Raw genomic sequence first — 21,784 nt, 5'->3', positions numbered from 1 at the left:
CAGCCCACTGATCGTCAGAAAGATCCCCTCGCCCCACATCGCGATCATCACGGCGCAGCCCGAATGATGAAGCCCACTTCTAAAACACGCCCTAGTCGCGTATCCGCTCGCACAGGTCTGACAGCTGCTCGCTGTCGCGCGGTGCCGGCATGCCGTCCGTGAACGTGCGGAACGGCGCGCTCAGCGTCGGCCACGCGCCGGCGTCGGCGAAGCAGCCGATATTGGCATCGGAGCCGAACTCGACCCGCTTGCCCGGCTCAAGCTCGTCGAGGTCGTCGTCGATCCCCAGGCCCATCTCCCAGCCGACCACCGGGGCGTCGCTGACACACAGTCGGGTCGCGGCGCAGTCGACGCCGTCGAAACGCTCGCCCATGAACTCGTACGGCCCCGCCGTCCACGAGAACTCCACCCGGTAGGTGCCCGGCGGAATCCGCGCGGCCAGCTCCCTCGGGGGCCTCGTGGGCCGCCCTCGCTCGTACTCCCAGATTTCGTCGTCGTGCCACGGCGCGTCCACGACGAGTCGGCCACTGGGGACACGGATGGTGGTCACCTGCTCGATTCCCGTGACCACGACGGGCGTTTCCGGATCGTCGTAGACCGTCCCCAGTTGGGCCCCAGGTGTGAACGCCGTCTCCAGATACCAGCTGGCCTCCGGCCCGGCCGGCAGCCGGGCGTCCCCGCCCCACTCCATGTCCCGTCCCCTCCCTCGCCACCCCTGTGGGCGGTCAATCGAAAGGTACGCGGTCCCACTGACATCGAGGTTCGGGCGAAGGTCCCCGCACGGCCGTGCCCTCAGAGCTGCACGACGATCGTCTTCGTCGCGGTGCAGCTGTCGAGGGCCTCGACGCCCTTCTCCCGGCCGTAGCCGGACTTGCGGAATCCGCCGAAAGGGAGTTCCACGCCGCCGCCGGCGCCGTAGGTGTTCACATAGACCTGGCCCGCCTCGACCTCAGCGGCGACCCGGTGTGCCCGGCTCAGGTCCCTCGTCCACACGGCGCCGAGCAGCGCGTAGTCGGTCCCGTTCGCCAGGGCGACGGCTTCCTCCTCGGTCGAGAACCGCATCGTGGTGAGGACGGGTCCGAAGATCTCCTCCTGGGCGATCGGTGCCGCCGGGTCGACGCCGTCGATCAGGGTCGGCGTGAAGTAGGCGCCGTCCGCCAGGCCTTCGGGCTCGGCCACCGAGCCGCCGAAGACGATCTCGCCGGTGTCGGCCGACTGCACATAGCCGCGTACGCGGTCCTGCTGCTTGCGCGAGACGAGTGGACCGAGGTCGGGGTCGTCGAGGCCGCGGCCGATCGTCACCTCGGCGAAGTGTGCCGCGATGCGGTCCACCACTTCGGTGTGCACGCTCTCATGGACGAGCACGCGCGATCCCGCCGAGCAGGTCTGTCCGGCGTTCTGCAGGATCGCGGCTGCCGCGACCCGGGCGGCCTTCTCGATGTCGGCGTCGGGGAACACCAAGTGGGCGGATTTGCCGCCGAGTTCGAGCGTCACCGGCGACACCCGCTCGGCGGCGGCCGCGGCGACGAGGGCGCCGACCCGGGTGGAGCCGACGAAGCCCAGATGGTCGATGCCGGGATGGGCCGCCAGCGCGGCACCGGCCTCGGCACCGAGGCCGGTCACGACGTTGAACACCCCTTCAGGCAGGCCCGCTTGGATCGCCAGCCCGGCCACGGCGATCGCCGTGCGCGGGGTCTCGTCGGCCGGCTTCACCACGGCGCAGTTGCCGGTCGCGAGAGCGGGTGCGACACCACGGGCGAGCAGTTGAAGTGGGTAGTTCCACGCGAGGATGTGGCCGGTGACGCCGTGGGGTTCTCGGCGCGTGTAGACGAGGAGGTCGGGGCGGAGCGGCAGGCTCAGGCCGTAGTACGAGTCGATCGCGCGGCCGTAGAAACGGAAGTAACGGGCGCACACCCGGGCGTCGTTGCGTGCCTGGGACAGGGGTTTGCCGGAGTCCTCGCTCTCCAGTCGGGCGAGTTCCTCCGAGCTGTTGTCGATCAGGTCGGCCAACCGGCAGAGCAGATCGGCGCGTTGTTCCGGTGTCGTGGTGCGCCAGGTTCGTTGCGCCGCGCGTGCCGAGGTGACCGCCCGGTCGATCTCCTCCGGTGTTCCTCTCGACACCTGGCCGAGGGAGCGTCCGGTCGAGGGGTCGATGTTCTCGTAGACCTCGGGTGTCCCGACCGGCACACCGTCGATGAAGGACTCGGTGACCTGATCCACGTTCCTTGCGTGTACGTCCAGTTGGGCCATGGGAGCCTCCCGCTGCCGATGTTCCCGATCGCTTCAGATCACGCCCTGCTCCGACAGTTCCCGGCGCCGGTCGGCGTCGAGGCCGAGGAGTCCGCCGTAGATCTCGTCGTTGTGCTCGCCGAGGGCCGGGCCGAGGTGGCTGATGCCGCCCTGGGTCGCCGAGAAGCGCGGCACCGGTGACTGGACGCGCATGGACCCGAGTTGAGGGTCGGGGACCGACCGGTAGACGTCTCTGGCCACCATCTGCGGGTCGGCGAGGAGTTGGGCGGCGTCGTAGACGGGGGCGGCGGCGACGTCGGCCGCCTCGAAGACGGCCATCGCGTCGTCCAGGGTGTGCGCGCCGATCCAGTCGGCCATGATCGCGTCGATCTCGGCGGCGTGGCGCAGGCGTTGCTGTGCCTCGGCGAATCTGGGGTCCTCGGTGAGTTCGGGGCGTCCGACCGCCTGGAGGGCGCGTTTGGCGATCGTGGGGGCGCTGCCGGACATGGCGAGCCAGTGGAAGTCCTTGGTGAGGTAGACGTTGCGCGGGGCGCTGATGTCCCAGCGGTTTCCGGTCCTGTTGGGGACGGTGCCGAGTTGGTCGTAGGTGAGCACCGACTGTTCCAGAAGGCGTGCCAGCGGGTCGATCAGGTTGATGTCGACGAGTTGGCCGTCGGCGCCGTGCACGTCGCGGTGGTAGAGGGCCATCATCACCGCGTAGGTGGCGGTCAGGCCGGCGACGCCGTCGGCGAGCATGAAGGAGGGGAGGGTCGGTGGGCCGTCCGGGCTGCCAGTGAGGTGGGCGAAGCCACTCATCGCCTCGCCAAGGGTGCCGAAGCCCGGGCGGTCGGACTTCGGTCCGCCCGCTCCGTAGCCGGTGACGTGCACCATCACCAGGCGGGGGCTCTCCGCGGCGAGACTCGGGTAGTCGAGGCGCCATTTCCGCAGGGTCGACGGGCGCAGGTTCAGCACCACGACGTCCGACTGGCGGGCGAGTCGGCGCAGCAGGTCCCGTCCGGTCTCCTGGCGCAGATTCAGGGTGACGCTCTTCTTGTTGCGGCCCACGCTCTTCCACATCAGGCCGACGCCGTCCTTCTGGGCACCCCACTGCCTCAACGGGTCACCCCCGTCGGGCTGTTCGACCTTGATGACGTCGGCGCCGTGCTCGCCGAGCCAGGTGGCGATCAGTGGTCCGGCGGCGAGGGTGGCGGCATCGAGGACACGGAGTCCTGCCAGTGGTCCGGCGTTCATGGTGCGTTCCCTGCCTTCCTGTTGAGCGCGGTCCTGTGGTGCTCGGGGCGAGATCCGCGCGGCCACGCTAACGGGGCTCCGGTACCCGGCCGGGGCCCGTTCCCGCTCAGCGGGCACGGGACATGACTGCCGGCTCGGCGCTTCCTATGTTGATCGAGGGGCTTCCCGGCTTTGACGGGACGCGCAGTCAACACGCCCCGGGTTTACGTAACTTGACGAGGAGCGAACCATGCGGACCGACTCGGCGCCGACCACCCCGATCACCCTGCTCGCCGCGAAGCAGGAGATCACGGAGGTCCTGTACCGGTACTGCCGTGGCCTCGACCGCATGGACCGCGCGCTCGCCGACACCGTCTGGCATCCCGACGGCACGGCCGACTACGGCCCTTCCTACCGGGGTTCCGGCGCCGGCTTCCTCGACTTCGTCTGGCCCTACCACGCCCGACTCGCCGCCCATTCGCACCTGGTGTCCAACGCGCTCGTCGAGGTCGACGAGGCGGCGGGAACGGCGGCCAGCGAGGCGTATGTGTCGGTGTGGCTGCGCACCCGCCCGGCCGACGGTCTCGTCACCGACCTGTTCCACCGGGGCCGGTACGTCGACCGCTGGTCGTGCCGCGCGGGCGTCTGGGCCATCGACCACCGGGTCTACGTCGGTGACCTCTACCGCGAGGTGACACACGCCGTCGAAGCCGCCGAGGCACCTTCGGGGCGCCGGGACGACACCGACCCCTCCTACGAGGTGTTCCGCTGACCCGACGCGGCACCGCGCCTCCGCTCCCTCGCCCCACCGGCTCACGAAAGGCCCCGATGACCACGTCACGCGCTGACCAGATGACCCTGGTCGCCTTCCTCCAGGCGTCCAACGTGTCCGTGTACTCCGGCTCCTGGCGCTATCCCAGCGCCGCGGCGGACTTCCTGGACGTGCGCTACTACCAGCGGATCGCGCGCGTGCTGGAGGAGGGCATGTTCGACCTGATGTTCTTCGACGACCGGCTCGCCATGCCGACGATCCACGGCAACTCGCCCGCCGACGCGGTCCGTTACGGTGCGCGCCCGGTCAAGCTCGACCTGAGCACGGTGCTGGGTGCCGTCGCGGGCGCCACCGAACACATCGGGCTGGGTGCGACGTACTCGACGACGTACTACCAACCCTTCCATGTGGCGCGGACGTTCGCGACGCTCGACCATCTCAGCGGCGGACGGGCCGCCTGGAACGTCGTGACGTCGGTGAACGACGCCGAGGCCCAGAACTTCGGCCTGGACGAGCACCTCGAACACGACAAGCGCTACGACCGGGCCGAGGAGTTCGTCGAGGTCGTCTCGAAGCTCTGGGACTCGTGGGAGGACGACGCGATCGTCGGCGACCGTACGGCCGGGATCTTCGCCGACCCCGGCAAGGTGCACGAACTCTCCCACCAGGGTAAGTACTTCAGCGTGCGTGGGCCGCTGACGGTGCCGCGTACTCCGCAGGGGCGGCCGGTGATCATCCAGGCCGGGCAGTCGGGACGGGGCCGGCTGTTCGCGGCCAAGTGGGCCGATCTGATCTTCACGTCCGATCCGAGCCAGGAGATCGCGCGCGAGCACTACCAGGAGCAGAAGGACCTGATCACCGAGGCGGGGCGGGACGCGGGGTCCGTACGTCTGCTGCCCATGGTCTACACGATCGCCGGTGAGACGGAGGCGATCGCGCGGGAGAAGGAGGCGCTGTTCCTCGACGAACTCGTGCATCCCATGGCCTCGTTGACCCTGCTGTCCGAGGTGACCAACCACGACTTCGCGGGCCACTCGCTCGACGACGTGGTCACCGACGAACTCATCGACTCGGTTTCCGGGATCCGCGGCCTCGTCCAGGGCGTACGACGGCACCTCGGCGACCGCGAACTGACCCTGCGCATGCTGGCGAACCACCGGGCCACCCTGCTCCAGGGCCCGCGGTTCGTCGGTACCGGACCGGGGATCGCCGAACAGATGCGGCAGTGGTTCGAGTCGCGCTCGTGCGACGGCTTCGTCCTCGCCGCCACCCACTTCCCTGGCGCCTTCGAGGACTTCGTGCGGCTGGTGGTGCCCGAACTCCGCCGGCTGGGGCTCGTCCGCAGCGAGTACACGGGCAGGACGTTGCGGGAGAACCTGTCCCTGGACCGCCCGGCGAACCTGTTCACCGAGGAAGAGGCCACGACACGATGAACACTCCTCCCCTGCGCCGCTCTGAGCTGGCCACGCCCGCCTCCAACGACCATATGTTCGCCAAGGCCGCCGCCTCACGGTCCGACCTGGTCTTCCTCGACCTGGAGGACGCGGTGGCACCCGCGCTGCGCGAGGATTCGCGGGGCAAGGCCGTACGGGCGCTGAACGAGTACGACTGGGGCGCCACCGTCCGTGCCGTGCGGATCAACGGGATCGACACGAAGTGGGCCCACGGCGACATCATCGAGGTGGTCGAAGGGGCCCGGGAGAACCTGGACACCATCATCGTCCCGAAGGTCACGGCCGCGCGGGACGTGTGGTGGGTCGACGTGCTGCTGAACCAGCTGGAGGAGCGGCTCGGTCTGCTCAAGCGGATCCGGTTGGAGGTCCTCATCGAGGATGTCGCGGGGGTCGCGCACGCCGAGGAGATCGCGACCGCGAGCGACCGGCTGGACGCCGTCATCTTCGGTGCGGGCGATCTGTCGGTGTCGCAGGGCGCCCGCGTGGACACCAACTTCCGCCCCCGCGAGCCGTATCCGGGCGACTTCTGGTACTTCGCGCGGATGCAGGTGCTGACCGCGGCACGCATCGCTGGCATCGCCGCCATCGACGCCCCCTATCCCGACTTCCGCGACCCGGCCGGCTACGAGGAGGACGCCCGCTCGGCGGCCTCCCTCGGATTCGACGGCAAGTGGGCGATCCATCCCTCGCAGATCGAGATCGCGAACCAGGTCTTCCGCGCGAGCGACGACGAGATCCGACGTGCCCGGCGGGTCCTGGAGGCGTATCGCGCCGCAGAGGCCGAGGGCCTGGGCGCCACCAGCGTGGACGGCCAACTGGTGGACGCCGCGCATGTGAAGCTCGCGGAGAACGTCCTCGCGCAGCACGCCGCCGTCTCCAACTCCGTTGCCCCGTAGGGGATTGCGCGGAGTGGATCTTACGAGAGTCTGACGCGGCCCCCGGAGGCCTTCACCCGGCGCCGCACAGCGGCCACTCTGGTCCCACACACCGGTGGACACCGCCGTGGTGAAGGGAAAGCGGCCATCGCGGCGGGACATCCCGGGCACGTGACGAACGTGCCCGGGACGCCGTGCACGAGCACCCCTACGGCGCAGCCGAGCCGATCCAGCCGCGATAGACGTCCGCGTCGACGTTGCCGCCGCACACGACGGTGACCACATGGCGGCCGGCGAAGCGCTCACGGTCTTCGAGGATCGCCGCGATACCGAGGGCCGCCGACGGTTCGACGACGAGGCCTGCGTGCTCGAAGAGCAGCCGCATACCGGCGACGATCGACTCCTCCCGGACCAGGACGGCGTCGTCGGCGACCAGGAGGAGATCGTCCAGGACGGCCGGGATGGGAAACCGGCCCGCGACACCGTCGGCGATGGTGTCCGCCGACTCGGTGGTGACGACCCGCCGCGCGCGCCACGAGAGCGTCAACGCCGGTGCGCCCAGCGGCTGGACGCAGATCACCTCGACCTCGGGCACCAGGGACTTCAGCACATGCCCCACTCCGGTGGCCAGCGCGCCGCCGCCGAGGGCGATCAGCACGGCGTCGAACGGCCGCGCCGCGTCCGCCAGTTCAAGCCCGATGGTCGCCGCACCCTCGCAGGTCTCGATGTCGAGGCTGTCCTCGACCAGCCGGATGCCCTCGGACCGTGTGACAACCGCCGCCCGCTCACGGGCCAACTCGTGGTCCCCGTCGACCAGTTGCAGATGGGCACCCAGCGCGCGGATGCGGTCGAGTTTGGCCGCGGTCGCGAAACGGGACGCCACCACGGTGACGTCGAGCCCCCGGCCGCGACCGGACCACGCGAGGGCCTGGCCGAGGTTGCCCGCGCTGGCGCACACGACGGCCCGCTCGCGGCTGTCGGCGAGCCGGCTCGCGACAAGCTCGGTGCCGCGCGCCTTGAAGCTGCGGACCGGGTTCGCCGTTTCCAGCTTGATGCTGACCGCGCACCCGAGGCCGGGTTCCAGCGCCTCGCAGCGGTACAGCGGGGTGTCGAGGAACATCGGGTCGATCACCTGGCGGGCCGCCCTGATCCGAGCGGTGTCGAGGCGTGTCTGCTGCACGACACGGCAGCGTAGCGCCACAGGCACAGCTCATGTCTCGGCGACGGCCCGGGCACGCAGCCGCTCGCGCAACTCGTACTTGCGGACCTTCCCCGAGGGCGCCAACGGCAGCTCTTCCACGACCTCGACGCGCTCCGGCGTCTTTTGCGGCGCGACCCGGTGGCGGGCGAACAGTTCACGTACCTCCGCGATGTCCAGCGTGCCGCCGTCGAGGACGACGAACGCGGCCACGCGCTCGCCGTAGCGCGGGTCGGGTTCGGCGACCACCGCCGCGTGGCGCACCCGGGGATGCGTGGCGAGGATGTCCTCGACCTCCTTGGAGGCGATGTTCTCGCCGCCCCGGATGATGATGTCCTTGATGCGGTCGGTGATGGTCAAGTACCCGTCCGCGTCGAGGCGTCCGACGTCGCCGGTGCGGAACCAGCCGCCGGGCACGAACGCCGACGCGTCGTGGGCGGGGTCGCGGTAGCCGACGAACTGACTCGGGCCGCGGGTCAGCACTTCGCCCTCCTCCCCCACGGGCAGCTCACTCAGCTCCTCGTCCACGATCCGCACCTCGTCGCCGAAGCGCACGACACCGTCGGTCAACGACCGCTTCGGCGCAGCGGCGTTGAGCGGGGAGGTCGCGCAGCGCGGATGCTCGGTGCTGCCGTAGGCCCGCGCCACGACGATGCCGGCGGCGTCGGCCCTGGCGACGAGCGCGGGCGGCACGTTGGCGCCGCCGACCTGGACGAAGCGCAGGCTGGAGATGTCCCGGCCGTGCTGCTCGGCCGCCGTGAGGATCGCCTCGACGTGCAGCGGGGTGCCGCTGGTGATGGTGCAGCGGAACTCCTCGACGAGTTCCACGGCGTGGGCGTCGTGCCAGCGGTCCATGTGCACGGTGTCCGTGCCGCCGGTGATCCCGCAGCACGCGGCCAGCAGGCCGGCGACATGGCCGGAGGGCCAGGGGATGAGCCGGGTGTCGCCCGGTGCCGTCTCGTTCATGAGGTCGCCCTTGCGCAGTTCGCGCAGCAGCGAGTTGTGGGTGTGCTGCACGCCCTTGGGCACGCCGGTCGTGCCCGAGGTGTAGATCACGGCGCACACGTCGTCGGCCCGTATGCCCTCGGGCGACCGTATCTCCCCTTCCCCGTCGATGAGTTGGGACCACGGGACGGTGTCCGGCGCGGTCCGCTCGCCGATCATCACGACGTGCTTGAGGGCGGGGCCCGGGTCGAGGCGGGCGAGGCGGGCGGTGAAGTCGATGGAGCGCCAGGCGTCGGGCAGGATCAGCACCTTGGCACCGGCGTCGCGCAGGATGGCGCCGACCTCGGCGGAGTCGTAGATGTGGGTGATGGGCAGGACGACCGCGCCGAGCAGCCAGGCGCCGAAGTACGACACCACGAGTTCCTGCCGGTTGGGGATCTGTACGGCGACCACGTCACCGGCCCCCACTCCCATCCGGCGCAGTCCGGTCGCCGCGCGGCGGCCGAGCGCGAGCATGTCGGTCAGGGTGAGCGTGGTGCGGGTCACCTCCGAGGCGAACACGAACCGCGTTTCCGGGAAGCGCCGGCCCGCGTCCTCCAACGCCTCGGCCATGGTGCGCGAGGAGTAGTGGCCCTCCCGGTACCAGCGGTCGCGCAGCGCTGCGAGGTCGTGCTGTCGCTGCTCAGGTGTCACGGGCGTCACTCCTGGATCCGGATCGCGAGTGCGGGGCACACGGCGGCCGCGGTACGTACGTCGTCGGCGACGTCCTCCGACGGGTGCTCCGTCAGCAGGACGACGATGCCGTCCTCGTCACGTTGGTCGAACACGTCGGCTGCCGCGGCGACGCACTGTCCGGCCGCGACGCACCTGTCCTCGTCGATGACGACCTTCATTTGTCCCTCCCGAATTGCTCGTTCGACGGGTGCTGCACCGGGCCGCGTCTCCTCGTCGCGAGGCGCGGCCCGGGTCGTGCCGACTCAGTGGTAGCGGGACAGGGGAACCCGGGCGACGATGCCGTCGACGGCACCGCCTTCACGGGCGTCCGCCCAGGTGACGTAGGCGTACTTGCCGTGGATGAGGATCCGCGACCACTCGTCGCCACCGCTGCCGAGGAAGGTGTACGGCTCACTCGTCCGGTTGACCTTCACGGTGCGGGGGAAGGTCCGGCCGCCGTCGAAGGAGACGGTGGAGTAGGCGTCGACGAGACCGCCCGCCACGTGCCGCCACATGATGCCCAGCGTTCCCTTGGGACCGAACTCGATCCAGGGCTTGGACGCGCCCGGCGCCGCGACCACGGTTGGACCGGTCCAGGTGCGGCCCGCATTGTTCGTGACGTACACCTCCAGGTTGTCGCCCCGGGGCAGCAGCAGTGCGAACCGGTCGGTCCTGGTGGGATCGGCGGTGACCCAGGGGATCGGGTCCGAGGCCAGCAGTCTGGTGTCCGGCACGAGGTCGCCCGAGGGCGGTGCGACCGCGTTTCCGGCGCTGTCGGTCACCGGGAAGGAGGTGAAGGTGGTGCCGTCGTCACGGCTCACCTCGAACACGGGGTTCACGGGCTGGACCGAGACCCCGCCCACGACCACCTCCGAAGTGGCGCTCGCCAGCACGCCGTTGTGCACGGCGATCTGGTTGCCGAACGGCTGGTCCGGGAGCTCCGCGACCGGCGTCCAGGTCAGACCGTGGTCTTTGCTGACCGTGACGGCCGAGGGCCCGGGCTGTCCGACGGGGCTGGCGCCGACCGCGTAGACGTAGTCGGTGGCCGTGTCCACCCGCAACCGGGGCGTGGCGGCGCGGACGGCGGGGGTGTCGACGGCGTGCGACCAGGTGCGTCCGCCGTCGGTCGACCTGGCGACGCCGAGCTTGTTCGGGACGCCGTCGCAGGTACCGGTGATCGGTCCGTCCGGGTCGTCGGGGCAGCCCAGTTGGTTCCAGGCGAGGTAGAAGATCCCCTTCGAGTCGACGGCCAGGTACGGGTCCCCGCACTGGGGGTTGTCGCCGGCCGGCCAGGCCGTACGGGTCCAGGTCCGGCCGCCGTCGGTGGAGAACGCGGCGTAGCACTCCACCCGGACCAGCGCGGCGCCGTCGACGATGTGGTCCGTCGACGCGTACACGAGGTTGTCCGGGTGCTTGGGGTTGACGGCGACCACCGGCTGGCCGTTGACGCGGTCCGGTGTGTCGGGGGTGACGTCGACCTCGCGAATGCTCGCGGCGGGGGTGGCGTGGGCCGGACTCGCCTGCGCGCTGGTGACGAGGAAGGGGAGCGCGATCACGGCGGCGACCAGGCCGGAACCTAAGGCCCTCGCCCCTCTCCTGGCCCGGGTGTGGAACGGTCTCATGCCTGCTCCTTCGAAGGCTGCAACTCTGCGGACTCGGAAAGCTAGCGACGGATTTCCGGCCGGGGAGGAACCGTTCCCGGTGGTCGGCACAGTCCGCGATTCTCCTGCGCGGGGACGGCTCGGGCCTCAATCGGATGGTTGCTCGTGACCTGCCCCGCGCCGTCCCGTTGAGCTGCCGGAGAGCAGGTCCGCCTGCCTGACAGACGCGAGAAGAGGAATCCAATGGGAGCGACGAAGTGGTCCACGATCCTGGGAGCCGCGGGGCTGGCCTTCGCCGCCGTCACAGCCTCGGCCACGGCGCGGGCGGTTGCGGATGTACGCCTCGCCCAGCGCGTCGTACTCACGAACGTGGACGCCGACCGGACGGTGACCGCGAACGCCGGTGACGACATCGAGGTCCGGCTCACCGGCTACCGCAAGGGCGGCCTCACCTATGTTTGGAGCGTTCCAGCGGCCGACGACTCCCCTGTTCTCACGAGCACCGGCGGCACCACGACACCCTCCGGGGGCGCAACGGCGGTCCTGCACGCTGACCACACCGGCGTCGCCACCGTCAGCGCCCAACGACGCTGCGTCCCCGACCCGGGCCGCGCCTGCCCCCAGGTCGTCACGCCGTGGAAGGTCACCGTCGAGGTGAAGTGACCGGATGATCAGCCGGCGGTGGCCCTCACCGCACCGCCCGGCACGAAGCGCACCTCGTCGCCGTCGAGGGCGAGTTGCCCGTAATGCGGAGCGGAGAAGTGCGCGGGGAAGAGGAACGCGCCCTCGTTCAGGGCCCGTTGGACCAGTGCGCGTCGGGTGGCGACGGCCGTCTCCAGGTCGTCGCAGCCCGGCAGATGCAGTTCGGGCCGGGTCAGCTGGACGGGGTGGTGGAAGGCATCTCCGGTGAAGTACGCCCGTACACCGGCCGAGTTGAGCGCCAGCACGGAGTGCCCGAGCGTGTGGCCCGGCGCGGGTTCGACGGTCAGACTCGGTGAGATCTCGTACGGCAGCGGGACAACCCTGGCGAGACCCGCCTCGGTCACCGGACGCACGCACTCGTCGAACACGTTGGGGTTGAAGGAGTTGGCGTGCGGCGGCCCCGCCGGGTCCCATCGCCGGTACTCCTCCTCCGCGAAGATGTACTCCGCGTTGGGGAAGGTCGGCACCCAACTCCCTTCCTCCCAGCAGGTGTTCCAGCCACAGTGGTCGTGGTGGAGGTGGGTGGAGAAGACGACGTCGACCGACTCGGGCGACACACCGGCCGCCGCGAGCCGCTCCAGATAGGGCACGTCGAGTCCGTCGAAGTAGGGCCCTCTGCCCGTACGGCCATTGCCGGTGCAGGGGTCGACCAGGACCGTGCGGCCGTCCACCCGCAGCACCCAACTGTGGTTGGAGAACCGAAAGTTCATCGTCTCCCGGTCCAGGAACCCGCTGGGCAGCGGGTCCACGCGACGAGCAATGAACGCCTCGTCGCCGGTCAGGAACGTGAGGGAGACCGGCAGGGTGTGCTCCTCGACCCGGTCGACCAGGGCCTTGCCCAGGCCGAGCGTCCGCATGTCGTCAGGCAAGGCGTTCCCGTGCGTCGGCGGGAGACTGCCGTACGGCATCCCGCAGCAGGACGGCGAGCCGGTCGGCGGGGAGCGGAGCGCCGGGGCAGTCCAGGAACCACCGCATGACGTCCTCGGCATCCGTGAGTCCCGCCGGGCGTTCGGGCAGGTACGGCTGCACATAGACCGCCGTGTTCGGCTCGCTGCGCCAACTCTCCGACAGGGGGCCCAGATCGACGGCGTCGTAACCGAAGAGGTCCAGCAGCCGGATCGCCTCGTCCTTGGCACCGGCGCTGTCACCGGCCACGGGCAGCGCGCTGCGGTCCGGGGCGCCGGTGGGCCGGGCGAGGATCTCCAGGCGCCGGAAGTCGATGTTGTTGCACGCCTTGACCACGTGCGCGTCCGGCAGACTGCGCTGCACGAGCTCGCTGGAGGTCAGCGCGCGGGAGTCCAACTCCGGTACGGTGCCGTCGCGTTCGGGGTAGTAGTTCATGGTGTCCAGCACCGTCTTTCCCGCCAGGGCGTCGGCGGGGAGCCGCCCGTACGCGCCGAGGGGGACGGTGGCCACCACGATGTCGCCCTGCCGCGCCGCGTCCTCCACGGTCGCGGCCCTGGCGCCTTCTCCCCACTCCGCCACCGTGTCGGTGAGGGTCCCCGGGCCGCGCGAGTTGCTCACGACCACGTCCAATCCGGCGGCGAGCGCGAGGCGGGCCAGTGCCCCGCCGATCCGTCCGGCTCCGATGAGCCCGAGGGTCTTCGTCATGTCCCCGTCCGTCCGTTCATGTTCCGGTCGTCTCCGTTCACGTCCCGGTCCTTCCGGTTCAGTAGGCGATCGCGACGTGGAGGGCCGACTCGCGGTCGCCCGCCGTCTCGATCGCCTCGATGATGCGGTCGAGTTCGAAGGTGTGGGTGATGATCGAGGCGAGGTCGAACTGCTCGCTCTCCATGATCTTCATGACGTCGACGACGTCCTCGGGCCGGTAGCCACCCGGCCCGACGATGGTCTGCCGGCCGTACGCCAGCCGGACCAGGTCGATGGCGACCGGCTTCGGGTGGACGGCGACCGCGCCGATGCGCGCGCCGGCCTTCGCCATGGACTGGATCGTCGCGAACAGTTCGTCGGGCCCCGCCGCCTCGATGTAGATGTCGACGTCGGGGAAGGTCCCCATCAGGGTGGTCACCTCGCCGAACTCCTCGCCGGCACGCGAACGCAGGTCCTCGCGCGCGGAGTTGCAGGTCAGGAAGCCGAGTCCGGCGGCCTTCGCCAGCCGGAAGTCGGAGAGGTCGACCACCATGACCTCTGCGGCGCCGAAGCTCTTCAGCGCGACGGCCGCGGCGATCCCGATGGTGCCCGCGCCGAAGACGACGGCCTTCTCCCCTTGCTGCGGGCGGCAGCGTCGCACGGCGTTGTGGGCCACCGTGAAAGGTTCGATGAGTCCGGCGACGGGTGTCGGGATCCGGTCGCCGACCTTGAACACCTCCTCCCCCACACGGCAGTTGGGCACGAGGATGTACTCGGAGAACCCGCCCAGACATCCGGCGCGATGGGGGTCGCCCTTGGCCAGCAGGGGGTAGGGGTAGACGCGGTCGCCGACGGACAGGCCGGTCACCTCGTCGCCCACCTCGGCGATCTCGGACACCACCTCGTGGCCGAACTGCTCGCCCTTCAGGATCTGGTGCGCCCCGGGACCGTGGCGGTAGACCGACACGTCCGAGCCGCAGATGCCGGCGTGCAGATTGCGCAGCAGCACGTCCCGTGGACCGCAGGTGGGGGTCTCCAGCTCGGTGACGGTGATGTCGAGCGGTCCGTTGTAGATGGCGGACTTCATCGTGGGTCCTTCCGGTCCGGGGAGTCACGGCTCGCGAAAAGCTATGGTGGCGGGCCCGCACGCCGAGGCCGCTATCCCGCTGGGCGGACCACTTTCTCCGGACGGGCCCTAGTCGCCGCGCAGTGTCCCGGCCAGGCCGCCGTCGACCAGAAGGTCGGTGCCGGAGATGAACGACGCCTGGTCGGAGGCCAGGAAGGCGACGACACCGGCGATCTCGATCATCGTGCCCTCACGGGCGAGCGGAGTCCTGACGTAGAGCTCGCGTTTGACCGGACTGTGCTCGAACTCGAACGCGCCCATGGGTGTGGCGATGAGCCCCGGGGAGAGACTGACGATCCGCGCGCCGCGCTCTCCCCACGCCTTCGCCTCACGTCGGCACAGTGACAACAGGCCGTACTTGGAGAGGTGGTACGCCATCGCGGAGGTGTGCTCCTCCTGGCCCAGCACCTCCTTGAGCCGGGTCGCCGTCGCTGGGTCGTGCGGGTCGCGCAGTACGGCCTCTGCGGCGGCGCTCGGCGTCACGGTGTGCGCGGCGAGGGAGGAGATGAGGATCGCCGCCGCGCCGGGCTCCGCGTGGGGAAGCAGTGCGCGAGTGACGAGGGCGGCTCCGGTGAGGTTGACCCGGACGATGCTCTCGAAGTCCGCGGCGGACGGGGAGAGTCCGGCGACGTGTGCGAGCACGGCGAACCCCCTTCGCCGGCCCACCTCTTCGGCGAGAGCCCGGACCGACTCCGGCCGTGTGATGTCGCACTGCGCCGGCTCGGCGTCGCCTCCCTCCTCCCGCAGGGTGCGCGCGACTGCGTCCGCCCGGTCCTTGTCGATGTCCACGACGAGCAGCCGGTGGTGCTGTCCGAGCCGCCGCGCCACCGCCGTACCGAGGCCGCCGGCGCCGATCACCACCGCGAGATTCCAGTCGGGCCGTTCGCTGGTGCCGAGTTCGTGCATGTGCGGGTCCGCCTTCCTACGTGTCCTCAAGCGGGAAATGGCATGCCACGTACTGGTCCTCGCGCACCTCGCGGACCTGCGGCTCGCTGATCGCGCACTGGTCCGTCGCCCTTGGGCAGCGGGTCCGGAACCGGCAGCCCGACGGGGGCGACAGGGGTGAGGGGATGTCGCCGTCGAGGGCCGGTCCGGCGAAGTCGCGCTCGGCGTCGAGCAGGGGGACCGAGTCGAGCAGGGCCCTGGTGTACGGGTGCGCGGGGCGCTCGTAGACCAGGTCGGCGTCGCCGAACTCGCACACCTTGCCCAGGTACATGACCATGACGTCGTCGCTGACCGCGCGGACGACGCTGAGATCATGGGCGATGAACACGACGGTCAGGTCGTAGGCGGTCTTGATGTCCTCGATCAGGTTGAGCGTCTGGGCCTGTACGGAGACATCGAGGGCGGACACTGGTTCGTCGCAGATCAGCAGTTTCGGATTCAGCGCGAGGGCCCGGGCTATCGCCACCCTCTGTGCCTGCCCTCCGGAGAGTTGACGGGGCATCAGTTCGGCGAACCGTGCCTCTTCCAGGCCCACTTGGGCCAGTACGCCGGCGGCCCGCTGGGTGCGCTCGTCGGCCGGCATGCCGCCGATCACCAGACCCTCCGCCACGACGTCCTTGACCTTGCGGCGCGGGTTCAGCGAGGCCACCGGGTCCTGGAAGACCATCTGCATGTCGCGTCGGAGCGCGCGCATCCGCTGGGCGCGTGCCCGGTCGATGCGCTCGCCGTCGAACTCGATCGTGCCGCGGGTCGCGCGGTCCAGGCGCAGTACGGCCCGGCCCGTGGTGGACTTGCCGCAGCCCGACTCGCCGACGATGCCGAGGGTCTCCCCCGGCAGGACGTCGAAGCTGACCCCGGACACCGCCTGCACGACGCCGGCGTCGGTGGCGTACTCGACGACCAGGTCCCGTACGGTCAACAGGGCGCCGTCGCCCCGGAGATGGGCGTTCCCGCTACCGGCCATCAGGACCTCCCGCCGGCGAAGGTGCGTCGGCGGGCGGCGGGACGGGAGCGCAGCAGGCGACCCGGTGGTCACCGCCCACGGGCGTCATGACGGGTCCCGGCACCCCGCACTCGGTCCGTACCGCCGTGCAGCGCGGTCCGAAGCGGCAGCCCGTCGGCGGTGCGACGGGATCCGGCAGGGCGCCGGGGATCAGCCGCAGCGGGGTGTGCCGTTCGTGGTCGATCGTGGGGACCGCCTCCAGCAGTGCGTGGGTGTACCGGTGGCGTGGCGCGGTGAACACGGCCCGGGTCGCCCCGACTTCGGCGAGGCGACCCGCGTACATCACGGCCGTGCGGTCGGTGCGTCCGGCCACTACGGCGAGGTCGTGGCTGATCAGCATGAGGGCGGTCCCCCGGTCCCGTCGGATGCGGCCCAGCAGATCGAGGACCTGGCGTTGGACGGTCACGTCCAACGCCGTCGTCGGTTCGTCGGCGATGACCAGGTCGGGTTCGCAGGCCAGCGCGATGCCGATCATCACGCGCTGGCGCATGCCTCCGGACAGTTCGTGCGGGTAGTTGCGCAGCCGCCGTTCCGGGTCGGGTACGCCCACCTCGGCGAGGAGTTCGACGGCTCGGCCCCGCGCCTCCGTGCGCCCGACACCGAGGTGTCGGCGCATACCTTCGGTGAGTTGCCGTTCCACCCGTACGACCGGGTTGAGCGATCGACCCGGGTCCTGGAGCACCATGGCGACCTGGGCGCCCCAGATCTTCCTGCGCTCGCTCTGGGACAGGGTGAGCAAGTCCCGTCCCCGGAAGAGGATTTGCCCGCTGCACCCCGCGCCCCTCGGCAGCATGCCCATGACCGCCTTGGCCGTCACCGACTTGCCGGAGCCCGACTCCCCCACGACGCCGAGGGCTTGTCCGTGGCCGATCGTGAGGGAGACGTCGTCGACGGCGCGTACGACACCGCGTGGCGTCCCGATGTGGACCCGCAGCTCGCGGACTTCGAGGATCGGATCGCCCCGGTCCGCTAGTGCTTGATCCACAGGTCCTCCGGAAGCAGCGAGCCGAAACCGTACTGGGTGAGGCCGCCGACGTTCTTGCCGGAGATCGCGCTGCCGGCGATGCGCAGGATCCAGAGCATCGGGCGCAGTGCGACCAGCCGCTGCTGCACGGTCTCGTAGGCGGCCTTGCGGTCCGCGACGGTGGTCGCCGTGCGGCCCTTCAGCAGAGCCGCGTTGAGCTGGGCGTCGTCGATGCCGGTCATGTTGGTCGGCGAGTCGCCCTGGAAAGCAGTCCAGAGCCTGGGCTCCGGGTCGTTGAAGGCAGCGGACGACACCACGGCGTCGAAGTCGTGTGAGGTCTGGAGAGGGATGAACTCCGCGTAGTCCACGACCTTGATCTTCATGGTGACGTTCTTGAACTTGCTGAGCTGGGACTGCATCGACTCGGCCTGGGCCTTGTTCTCGGTCGACGCGGTGGTGGTGAAGGTGAACGAGACGGGCTTGCCGTCGGCCGCGATCCCGTCGAACAACTTCTGCGCGGCGGCCGCGTCGGGCTTGCCGACGGGGGTGTCGGTGTAGAAGGGCGAGGCCTTGCGGAACACCGTGTCGACGGTTTCGCCGGTCCCGTTGTAGACCGACACGTTCAGGGCGTTGAAGTCGATGGCGTCGGCCAGCGCCTCGCGGGCCCGGATGTCGTCGAAGGGCGCGCGCCGGGTGTTGAGGGCGAGGTAGGTGCCGCCGCTGAGCGGGGAGGTGGTGGTTGGCAGTCCGGCGTCGGCCGCCTTCTTCAGGTTCTCCCAGTTCTGCTCGATGGCCAGGTCGGCGCCACCACTGATCACGGTGTTGACGCGCTGAGTCGCGTCGAGGGCGACAGTGAGGGTGAGTTGGTCCAGGTAGGGCTTCGGCTTGTCCCAATACTTCGGGTTCTTCACCAGCACCATGGCGTCCTGCCGGCGCCACTCCTTCAGCGTGTACGGTCCGGCGCCGACGGGATGTGCGTCGTAGGCCTTGGCTCCCTCGCCGAGCGCGGCCGGTGAGGCGATCCAGTTCATGGACGTGGTGACGATCGACTGGGCGAACTGCGCCATGGGCTGCCCGAGTGTGACCTTGAGCGTCGTCGCGTCGACGGCCTGTGTCGAGGTCACCAGCGAGGCGTCGGCCTGGTACGGGGACGCGGTGGCCGGTACGCGCATGCGGTCCCAGTTGTACTTGACGGCCTCGGAGTTGAACGGTGTGCCGTCGGAGAAGGTCAGCCCTGCACGCAGTTTCAGCTCGAAGGTCTTGCCGCCGTCCGAGGAGCTGAAGGAGGAGGCCAGGGAGCCGCGGATCTTCCCGGACCGGGGATCGTCCGTCAGCAGGGTGCCGTAGAGCGCGTTGCCGACGACGGCTCCGCTGACGAAGTTGTTGCCCATCTGCGCCGGGTCGAGGGTGCGGAGTTCGCTGAGGGTGAGGACTCGGGCGGAGCCGCCGGCAACCGGCTTGCCCGTGGCGCCTGTTGAGCCCCCCGCGCTCTTCCCGCCGCCCCCGCAGGCACCGAGCAGGAGTGCCGCTGCGGCTACGGCAATCGTGGTGAAGTACCTCGTACGGATCATCGTTGACCCCTTGTCGTGGACGGTGCTGGGAAGCGGGCCGGCCCGGAGCGGGCACGGCAGGGCCGGATGTGTCAGTCGCGCAGACCGCGGTCGAAGCGGTGCCGCAGATGGTCACCGGCCTGGTTGAGGGCGAACACGGTGAGGAAGATGAACGCGGTGGGCACGAAGACGAGGTGCGGATAGTCGCCGACGGAGTCCTTGCCGTCGGAGATCATTCCGCCCCAGCTCGGCGAGGGCGGCGGTATGCCCATCCCGAGGAAGCTCAGCGAGCCCTCCGCCACGATCAACGCGGCCATCACGACCGGCAGATAGGCGCCCAGTGCGGGCAGCAGGTTGGGGAGGATCTCGCGCGCCAGGATGCGCCGTCTGCTCGCGCCCATGTTCCGCGCGGCGGTGATGAACTCGCGGGAGGCCCAGGACAGGGTGTTCGCCCTGGCCAGCCGGATGAAGGTCGGGACGACCAGCAGCGTCAGCCCGATGAGGATGGTCGACACGCTGGGGGTGAGGACGGCGGCGAGCGCGAGCAGGAGGATCAGCGGCGGGAACGCGAGCATGGCGTCCGCGATCAGCCTGATCACCGAGTCGGTACGGCCGCGGAGATACCCGCCCACCATGCCGAGCACGGCCCCCACGGCCGAGCCGATCAGACCCGCGCCCGCGCCGACCAGCAGCGAGACCCGAGCGCCGTAGACGCAGCGGGACAGCAGCGAGCGGCCCAACTGGTCGGTGCCGAGCAGGAGATCGAGCGAGTGGAGGCTCGGTGTCTGCCGGGGCAGGCCGACGGGGCGGTCGTAGGGAGCCAGTGGGAGGATGTCGGCGAAGACGGCCGCGAGGATGATCACGGCTAGCCAGGTGTAGGCGAGTGCGACGAGGATCGACCGGCTGCGGCGCACGGCCGGTACGGCGGGTTCCGTCCCGTCGACGTCACCGGTCCCGCCCTCGGATGCCTTCGTGGCGATAGTGCGCTGGACGCTGCTCGTCATACCGTGGCCACCTTTCTGACCCGTGGATCCAGCCAGTGGTAACCGATGTCGACCAGGGTGTTGACGAGGACGTAGACCACGACGACGAACACCACGATTCCCTGCACCGAGACGAGGTCCCGGGAGACGATCGAGGAGACGACCAGCTGGCCGAGGCCGGGCAGCGAGAACAGGATCTCGACGACGACCGTCCCGCCGATCAGCCGGCCGAGGTTGATGCCGGCCAGGGTGATCAGGGAGAACGACGACGGTCGCAGCGCGTGCCGGAACATGACGTAGGCCGGGCTCATGCCCTTCGCGCGGGCCGCGGCGATGAAGTCCTCGCGGAGTGTCGAGACGAGATCCGCGCGCAGCGCGCGGTGGAAGGTCGCGACCTCGGTGAGGGCGATCGACACGGCCGGGAGCAGGGCGCAGCGCAGGTTCGCCGCGAGGCCGTCGGCGCCGATGCGCGCCCAGCCGCTGACGGGGAGCCAGCCCAGTTTCAGGGAGAGGAAATAGATGAGCAGGGGTCCCGCGATGAAGGCGGGCACCGAGAGCAGGACGGAGGAGAAGGCCGTGAGCGCGCGGTCCACCCAGGACCCTTCCCGGGCCGCCGAGACGACGGCCAGGAGTACGGCGACCAGCAGGGACAACGTCAGTGCCATGGCGGCGAGTTCGAGTGTCACGGGCAGCCGGGTCAGGACCGCGTGCAGGACCGATTCATTGGTGACGGGCGAGGTGCCGAGATCGCCTCTGAGGGCATGGCCGAGCCAGTCGGTGTACTGGTGCCAGAGGGGTTGGTCCATGCCGAGCTGGGCGTTGAGCCTGGCAACCGCCGCCGGAGTGGCGTTCTCGCCCAGGATCACGGAGGCGGCCGATCCCGGTGCCAGGCTCAGCAGCGCCACGGAGGCCATCGTGACCAGGGCGATCACGACCAGGCTGCGCAGAACCCGTCTCGCGGTGGTGAGCACCATGCGACTCGCTTCCTTGGGAGGCGTAGGTGAGGTGTGCGGCTGTTTGCCCCGGTGGGCCCGGAGTCGGCTCGATGGGGGCTCAGCATGGGGACTGGCCGGAACCGATTGGCCGCACATGTCCACTGAACGGAACAGATTGTCGGCACGGCCGGTCCCCCCCGGGCCGGTGGCTCAGCGCACGGGGAGCGCGGGCTGTGTGCGGGGCTCGGCCTTGGTCGTCCGTCCCGTCCTTCGCCGGTCGCGGCGGGTCTCCACCGTCGTCTAGAGCGTCGGGATCAGCACCAGCGTGAGCAGAGTGGAGCTGATCGGGCCGCCGATGATCACGCCGACGAGGGCGAAGGTCGTGGCGAGGGCGGTCATGACGCTGGGCCGCGGCCGGCGCGGCCCGCCCTCGACGACCGCCTGGCCGATATTCACCAACGCCGGTGCGGGTGGCCCAACAAGGGCTGCCCGCACCGGCGTTGACGTATCTCTGCGCCCGGTCAGTCCTTGGTGGCCCGCGCCGGTTCGGGGTCGGCCTGGGCCGTGCAGCCGGCCGGGGTGCGCGGTGGGAGCGAGTCGCCTTCGATGTCCACGTTCGGCACGGCACGGTCCAGCCACTTGGGGAGGGTCCACGCGTGCCGGCCGAGGAGGCTGAGCAGTGCGGGGACGATCGTGAGGCGGACCACGAAGGCGTCGATGAGGACGCCGGCGGTGAGCGCGAAGCCGATCGTCTTGACGGTCGGGTCGTGGTTGAAGATGAAGCCGCCGAAGACGGCCGCTGTTGCCGCCGGTGACGACGGCCGTACGGCCGCTCTGGTCGGGGATGTCGGTGGTGGTCCACGCGCCGGGTGCGGCGCTGGGTGCAGTGGTCATGGCCAGCCATTGTGGGCGGTGCCCACAATGGTGTCAACGTCAACAATGGTGACGCGGTCAACAATGTGGGCTTC

The 21,784-nt window shown here is 70.2% G+C and carries 22 protein-coding genes; 4 read left to right on the top strand and 18 right to left on the bottom strand.

Annotated elements, in window-relative coordinates; all coding sequences use genetic code 11:
* Positions 1 to 91: 91 nt before the first annotated feature.
* The 3 genes from ACIBJH_RS28015 to ACIBJH_RS28005 all read right to left on the bottom strand — a co-directional run bounded on the left by ACIBJH_RS28015 (position 92) and on the right by ACIBJH_RS28005 (position 3,480).
* On the bottom strand, positions 92 to 691 hold the full coding sequence (locus ACIBJH_RS28015; protein WP_399119639.1) for a DUF4241 domain-containing protein: 600 nt from the start codon (positions 689 to 691) through the stop codon (positions 92 to 94).
* Between the two features lie 101 nt (positions 692 to 792).
* Positions 793 to 2,250, bottom strand: coding sequence for an aldehyde dehydrogenase family protein (locus tag ACIBJH_RS28010; protein ID WP_399119638.1), 1,458 nt, complete (start codon positions 2,248 to 2,250; stop codon positions 793 to 795).
* Between the two features lie 33 nt (positions 2,251 to 2,283).
* Positions 2,284 to 3,480, bottom strand: coding sequence for a CaiB/BaiF CoA transferase family protein (locus ACIBJH_RS28005; protein WP_399119637.1), 1,197 nt, complete (start codon positions 3,478 to 3,480; stop codon positions 2,284 to 2,286).
* A 229-nt stretch (positions 3,481 to 3,709) separates the two neighbouring features.
* Between ACIBJH_RS28005 and ACIBJH_RS28000 the strand changes: the two genes are divergently transcribed.
* The 3 genes from ACIBJH_RS28000 to ACIBJH_RS27990 are packed head-to-tail and all read left to right on the top strand — an operon-like array spanning position 3,710 to position 6,581.
* A complete protein-coding gene (locus tag ACIBJH_RS28000) occupies positions 3,710 to 4,231 on the top strand; it encodes a nuclear transport factor 2 family protein (RefSeq protein ID WP_399119636.1) in 522 nt (173 codons plus the stop codon).
* Positions 4,232 to 4,287: 56 nt separating this feature from the next.
* Positions 4,288 to 5,664, top strand: a complete 1,377-nt coding sequence (locus tag ACIBJH_RS27995) for an LLM class flavin-dependent oxidoreductase (RefSeq protein ID WP_399119635.1) — start codon at positions 4,288 to 4,290, stop codon at positions 5,662 to 5,664.
* Positions 5,661 to 6,581, top strand: coding sequence for an HpcH/HpaI aldolase/citrate lyase family protein (locus ACIBJH_RS27990; RefSeq protein WP_399119634.1), 921 nt, complete (start codon positions 5,661 to 5,663; stop codon positions 6,579 to 6,581). The genes ACIBJH_RS27995 and ACIBJH_RS27990 overlap by 4 nt, the downstream gene beginning before the upstream one ends.
* A 187-nt stretch (positions 6,582 to 6,768) precedes the next feature.
* Here the strand turns inward: ACIBJH_RS27990 and ACIBJH_RS27985 are convergent, their stop codons facing one another.
* The 4 genes from ACIBJH_RS27985 to ACIBJH_RS27970 all read right to left on the bottom strand — a co-directional run bounded on the left by ACIBJH_RS27985 (position 6,769) and on the right by ACIBJH_RS27970 (position 11,039).
* Positions 6,769 to 7,740 carry a threonine/serine dehydratase gene (locus ACIBJH_RS27985; RefSeq protein WP_399119633.1) on the bottom strand — a complete coding sequence of 324 codons (972 nt, stop codon included), beginning with the start codon at positions 7,738 to 7,740 and terminating at the stop codon, positions 6,769 to 6,771.
* 30 nt (positions 7,741 to 7,770) lie between these two features.
* Positions 7,771 to 9,396 carry an AMP-binding protein gene (locus ACIBJH_RS27980; protein WP_399119632.1) on the bottom strand — a complete coding sequence of 542 codons (1,626 nt, stop codon included), beginning with the start codon at positions 9,394 to 9,396 and terminating at the stop codon, positions 7,771 to 7,773.
* A 5-nt stretch (positions 9,397 to 9,401) separates the two neighbouring features.
* Positions 9,402 to 9,596, bottom strand: a complete 195-nt coding sequence (locus ACIBJH_RS27975; RefSeq protein WP_399119631.1) for a ferredoxin — start codon at positions 9,594 to 9,596, stop codon at positions 9,402 to 9,404.
* Positions 9,597 to 9,680: 84 nt separating this feature from the next.
* Positions 9,681 to 11,039, bottom strand: a complete 1,359-nt coding sequence (locus ACIBJH_RS27970; RefSeq protein WP_399119630.1) for a sialidase family protein — start codon at positions 11,037 to 11,039, stop codon at positions 9,681 to 9,683.
* 222 nt (positions 11,040 to 11,261) lie between these two features.
* Between ACIBJH_RS27970 and ACIBJH_RS27965 the strand changes: the two genes are divergently transcribed.
* A complete protein-coding gene (locus ACIBJH_RS27965; protein WP_399119629.1) occupies positions 11,262 to 11,681 on the top strand; it encodes a hypothetical protein in 420 nt (139 codons plus the stop codon).
* An 8-nt stretch (positions 11,682 to 11,689) separates the two neighbouring features.
* Here the strand turns inward: ACIBJH_RS27965 and ACIBJH_RS27960 are convergent, their stop codons facing one another.
* The 11 genes from ACIBJH_RS27960 to ACIBJH_RS27910 form a co-directional block, all read right to left on the bottom strand.
* Positions 11,690 to 12,577: an MBL fold metallo-hydrolase gene (locus ACIBJH_RS27960; RefSeq protein WP_399119627.1), complete on the bottom strand. Its 888-nt coding sequence runs from the start codon at positions 12,575 to 12,577 to the stop codon at positions 11,690 to 11,692.
* A 4-nt stretch (positions 12,578 to 12,581) separates the two neighbouring features.
* Positions 12,582 to 13,331: an NADPH-dependent F420 reductase gene (locus ACIBJH_RS27955; RefSeq protein WP_399119626.1), complete on the bottom strand. Its 750-nt coding sequence runs from the start codon at positions 13,329 to 13,331 to the stop codon at positions 12,582 to 12,584.
* A 58-nt stretch (positions 13,332 to 13,389) separates the two neighbouring features.
* Positions 13,390 to 14,397 carry a zinc-binding dehydrogenase gene (locus tag ACIBJH_RS27950; RefSeq protein ID WP_399119625.1) on the bottom strand — a complete coding sequence of 336 codons (1,008 nt, stop codon included), beginning with the start codon at positions 14,395 to 14,397 and terminating at the stop codon, positions 13,390 to 13,392.
* A 108-nt stretch (positions 14,398 to 14,505) separates the two neighbouring features.
* Positions 14,506 to 15,372, bottom strand: a complete 867-nt coding sequence (locus ACIBJH_RS27945; RefSeq protein ID WP_399119624.1) for an SDR family oxidoreductase — start codon at positions 15,370 to 15,372, stop codon at positions 14,506 to 14,508.
* Entirely contained in the window at positions 15,359 to 16,345 is a 987-nt protein-coding gene (locus ACIBJH_RS27940; RefSeq protein WP_399119623.1) for an ABC transporter ATP-binding protein, read from the bottom strand. The genes ACIBJH_RS27945 and ACIBJH_RS27940 overlap by 14 nt, the downstream gene beginning before the upstream one ends.
* Positions 16,335 to 17,369: an ABC transporter ATP-binding protein gene (locus ACIBJH_RS27935; RefSeq protein ID WP_399119622.1), complete on the bottom strand. Its 1,035-nt coding sequence runs from the start codon at positions 17,367 to 17,369 to the stop codon at positions 16,335 to 16,337. The genes ACIBJH_RS27940 and ACIBJH_RS27935 overlap by 11 nt, the downstream gene beginning before the upstream one ends.
* Positions 17,354 to 18,919, bottom strand: a complete 1,566-nt coding sequence (locus tag ACIBJH_RS27930) for an ABC transporter substrate-binding protein (protein WP_399119621.1) — start codon at positions 18,917 to 18,919, stop codon at positions 17,354 to 17,356. The genes ACIBJH_RS27935 and ACIBJH_RS27930 overlap by 16 nt, the downstream gene beginning before the upstream one ends.
* A 71-nt stretch (positions 18,920 to 18,990) precedes the next feature.
* Positions 18,991 to 19,902: an ABC transporter permease gene (locus tag ACIBJH_RS27925; RefSeq protein WP_399119620.1), complete on the bottom strand. Its 912-nt coding sequence runs from the start codon at positions 19,900 to 19,902 to the stop codon at positions 18,991 to 18,993.
* The gene (locus tag ACIBJH_RS27920; RefSeq protein ID WP_399119619.1) at positions 19,899 to 20,855 is read right to left on the bottom strand and encodes an ABC transporter permease; all 957 of its coding nucleotides are present in this window, start codon (positions 20,853 to 20,855) and stop codon (positions 19,899 to 19,901) included. The genes ACIBJH_RS27925 and ACIBJH_RS27920 overlap by 4 nt, the downstream gene beginning before the upstream one ends.
* 261 nt (positions 20,856 to 21,116) lie before the next feature.
* Positions 21,117 to 21,272 carry a hypothetical protein gene (locus ACIBJH_RS27915; RefSeq protein ID WP_399119618.1) on the bottom strand — a complete coding sequence of 52 codons (156 nt, stop codon included), beginning with the start codon at positions 21,270 to 21,272 and terminating at the stop codon, positions 21,117 to 21,119.
* A 65-nt stretch (positions 21,273 to 21,337) separates the two neighbouring features.
* Positions 21,338 to 21,565 (bottom strand): MMPL family transporter, encoded by a 228-nt coding sequence (locus ACIBJH_RS27910; RefSeq protein WP_399119650.1) that lies wholly within the window; start codon positions 21,563 to 21,565, stop codon positions 21,338 to 21,340.
* Positions 21,566 to 21,784 lie beyond the last annotated feature (219 nt).

Origin of the sequence: Streptomyces sp. NPDC050548 (genome assembly GCF_044457385.1) — a bacterium.
In the GTDB taxonomy this organism is placed as follows: domain Bacteria; phylum Actinomycetota; class Actinomycetes; order Streptomycetales; family Streptomycetaceae; genus Streptomyces.
The sequence above is the reverse complement of the archived record's forward strand: the minus strand, read 5'-3'. Positions and strand labels throughout refer to the sequence as shown.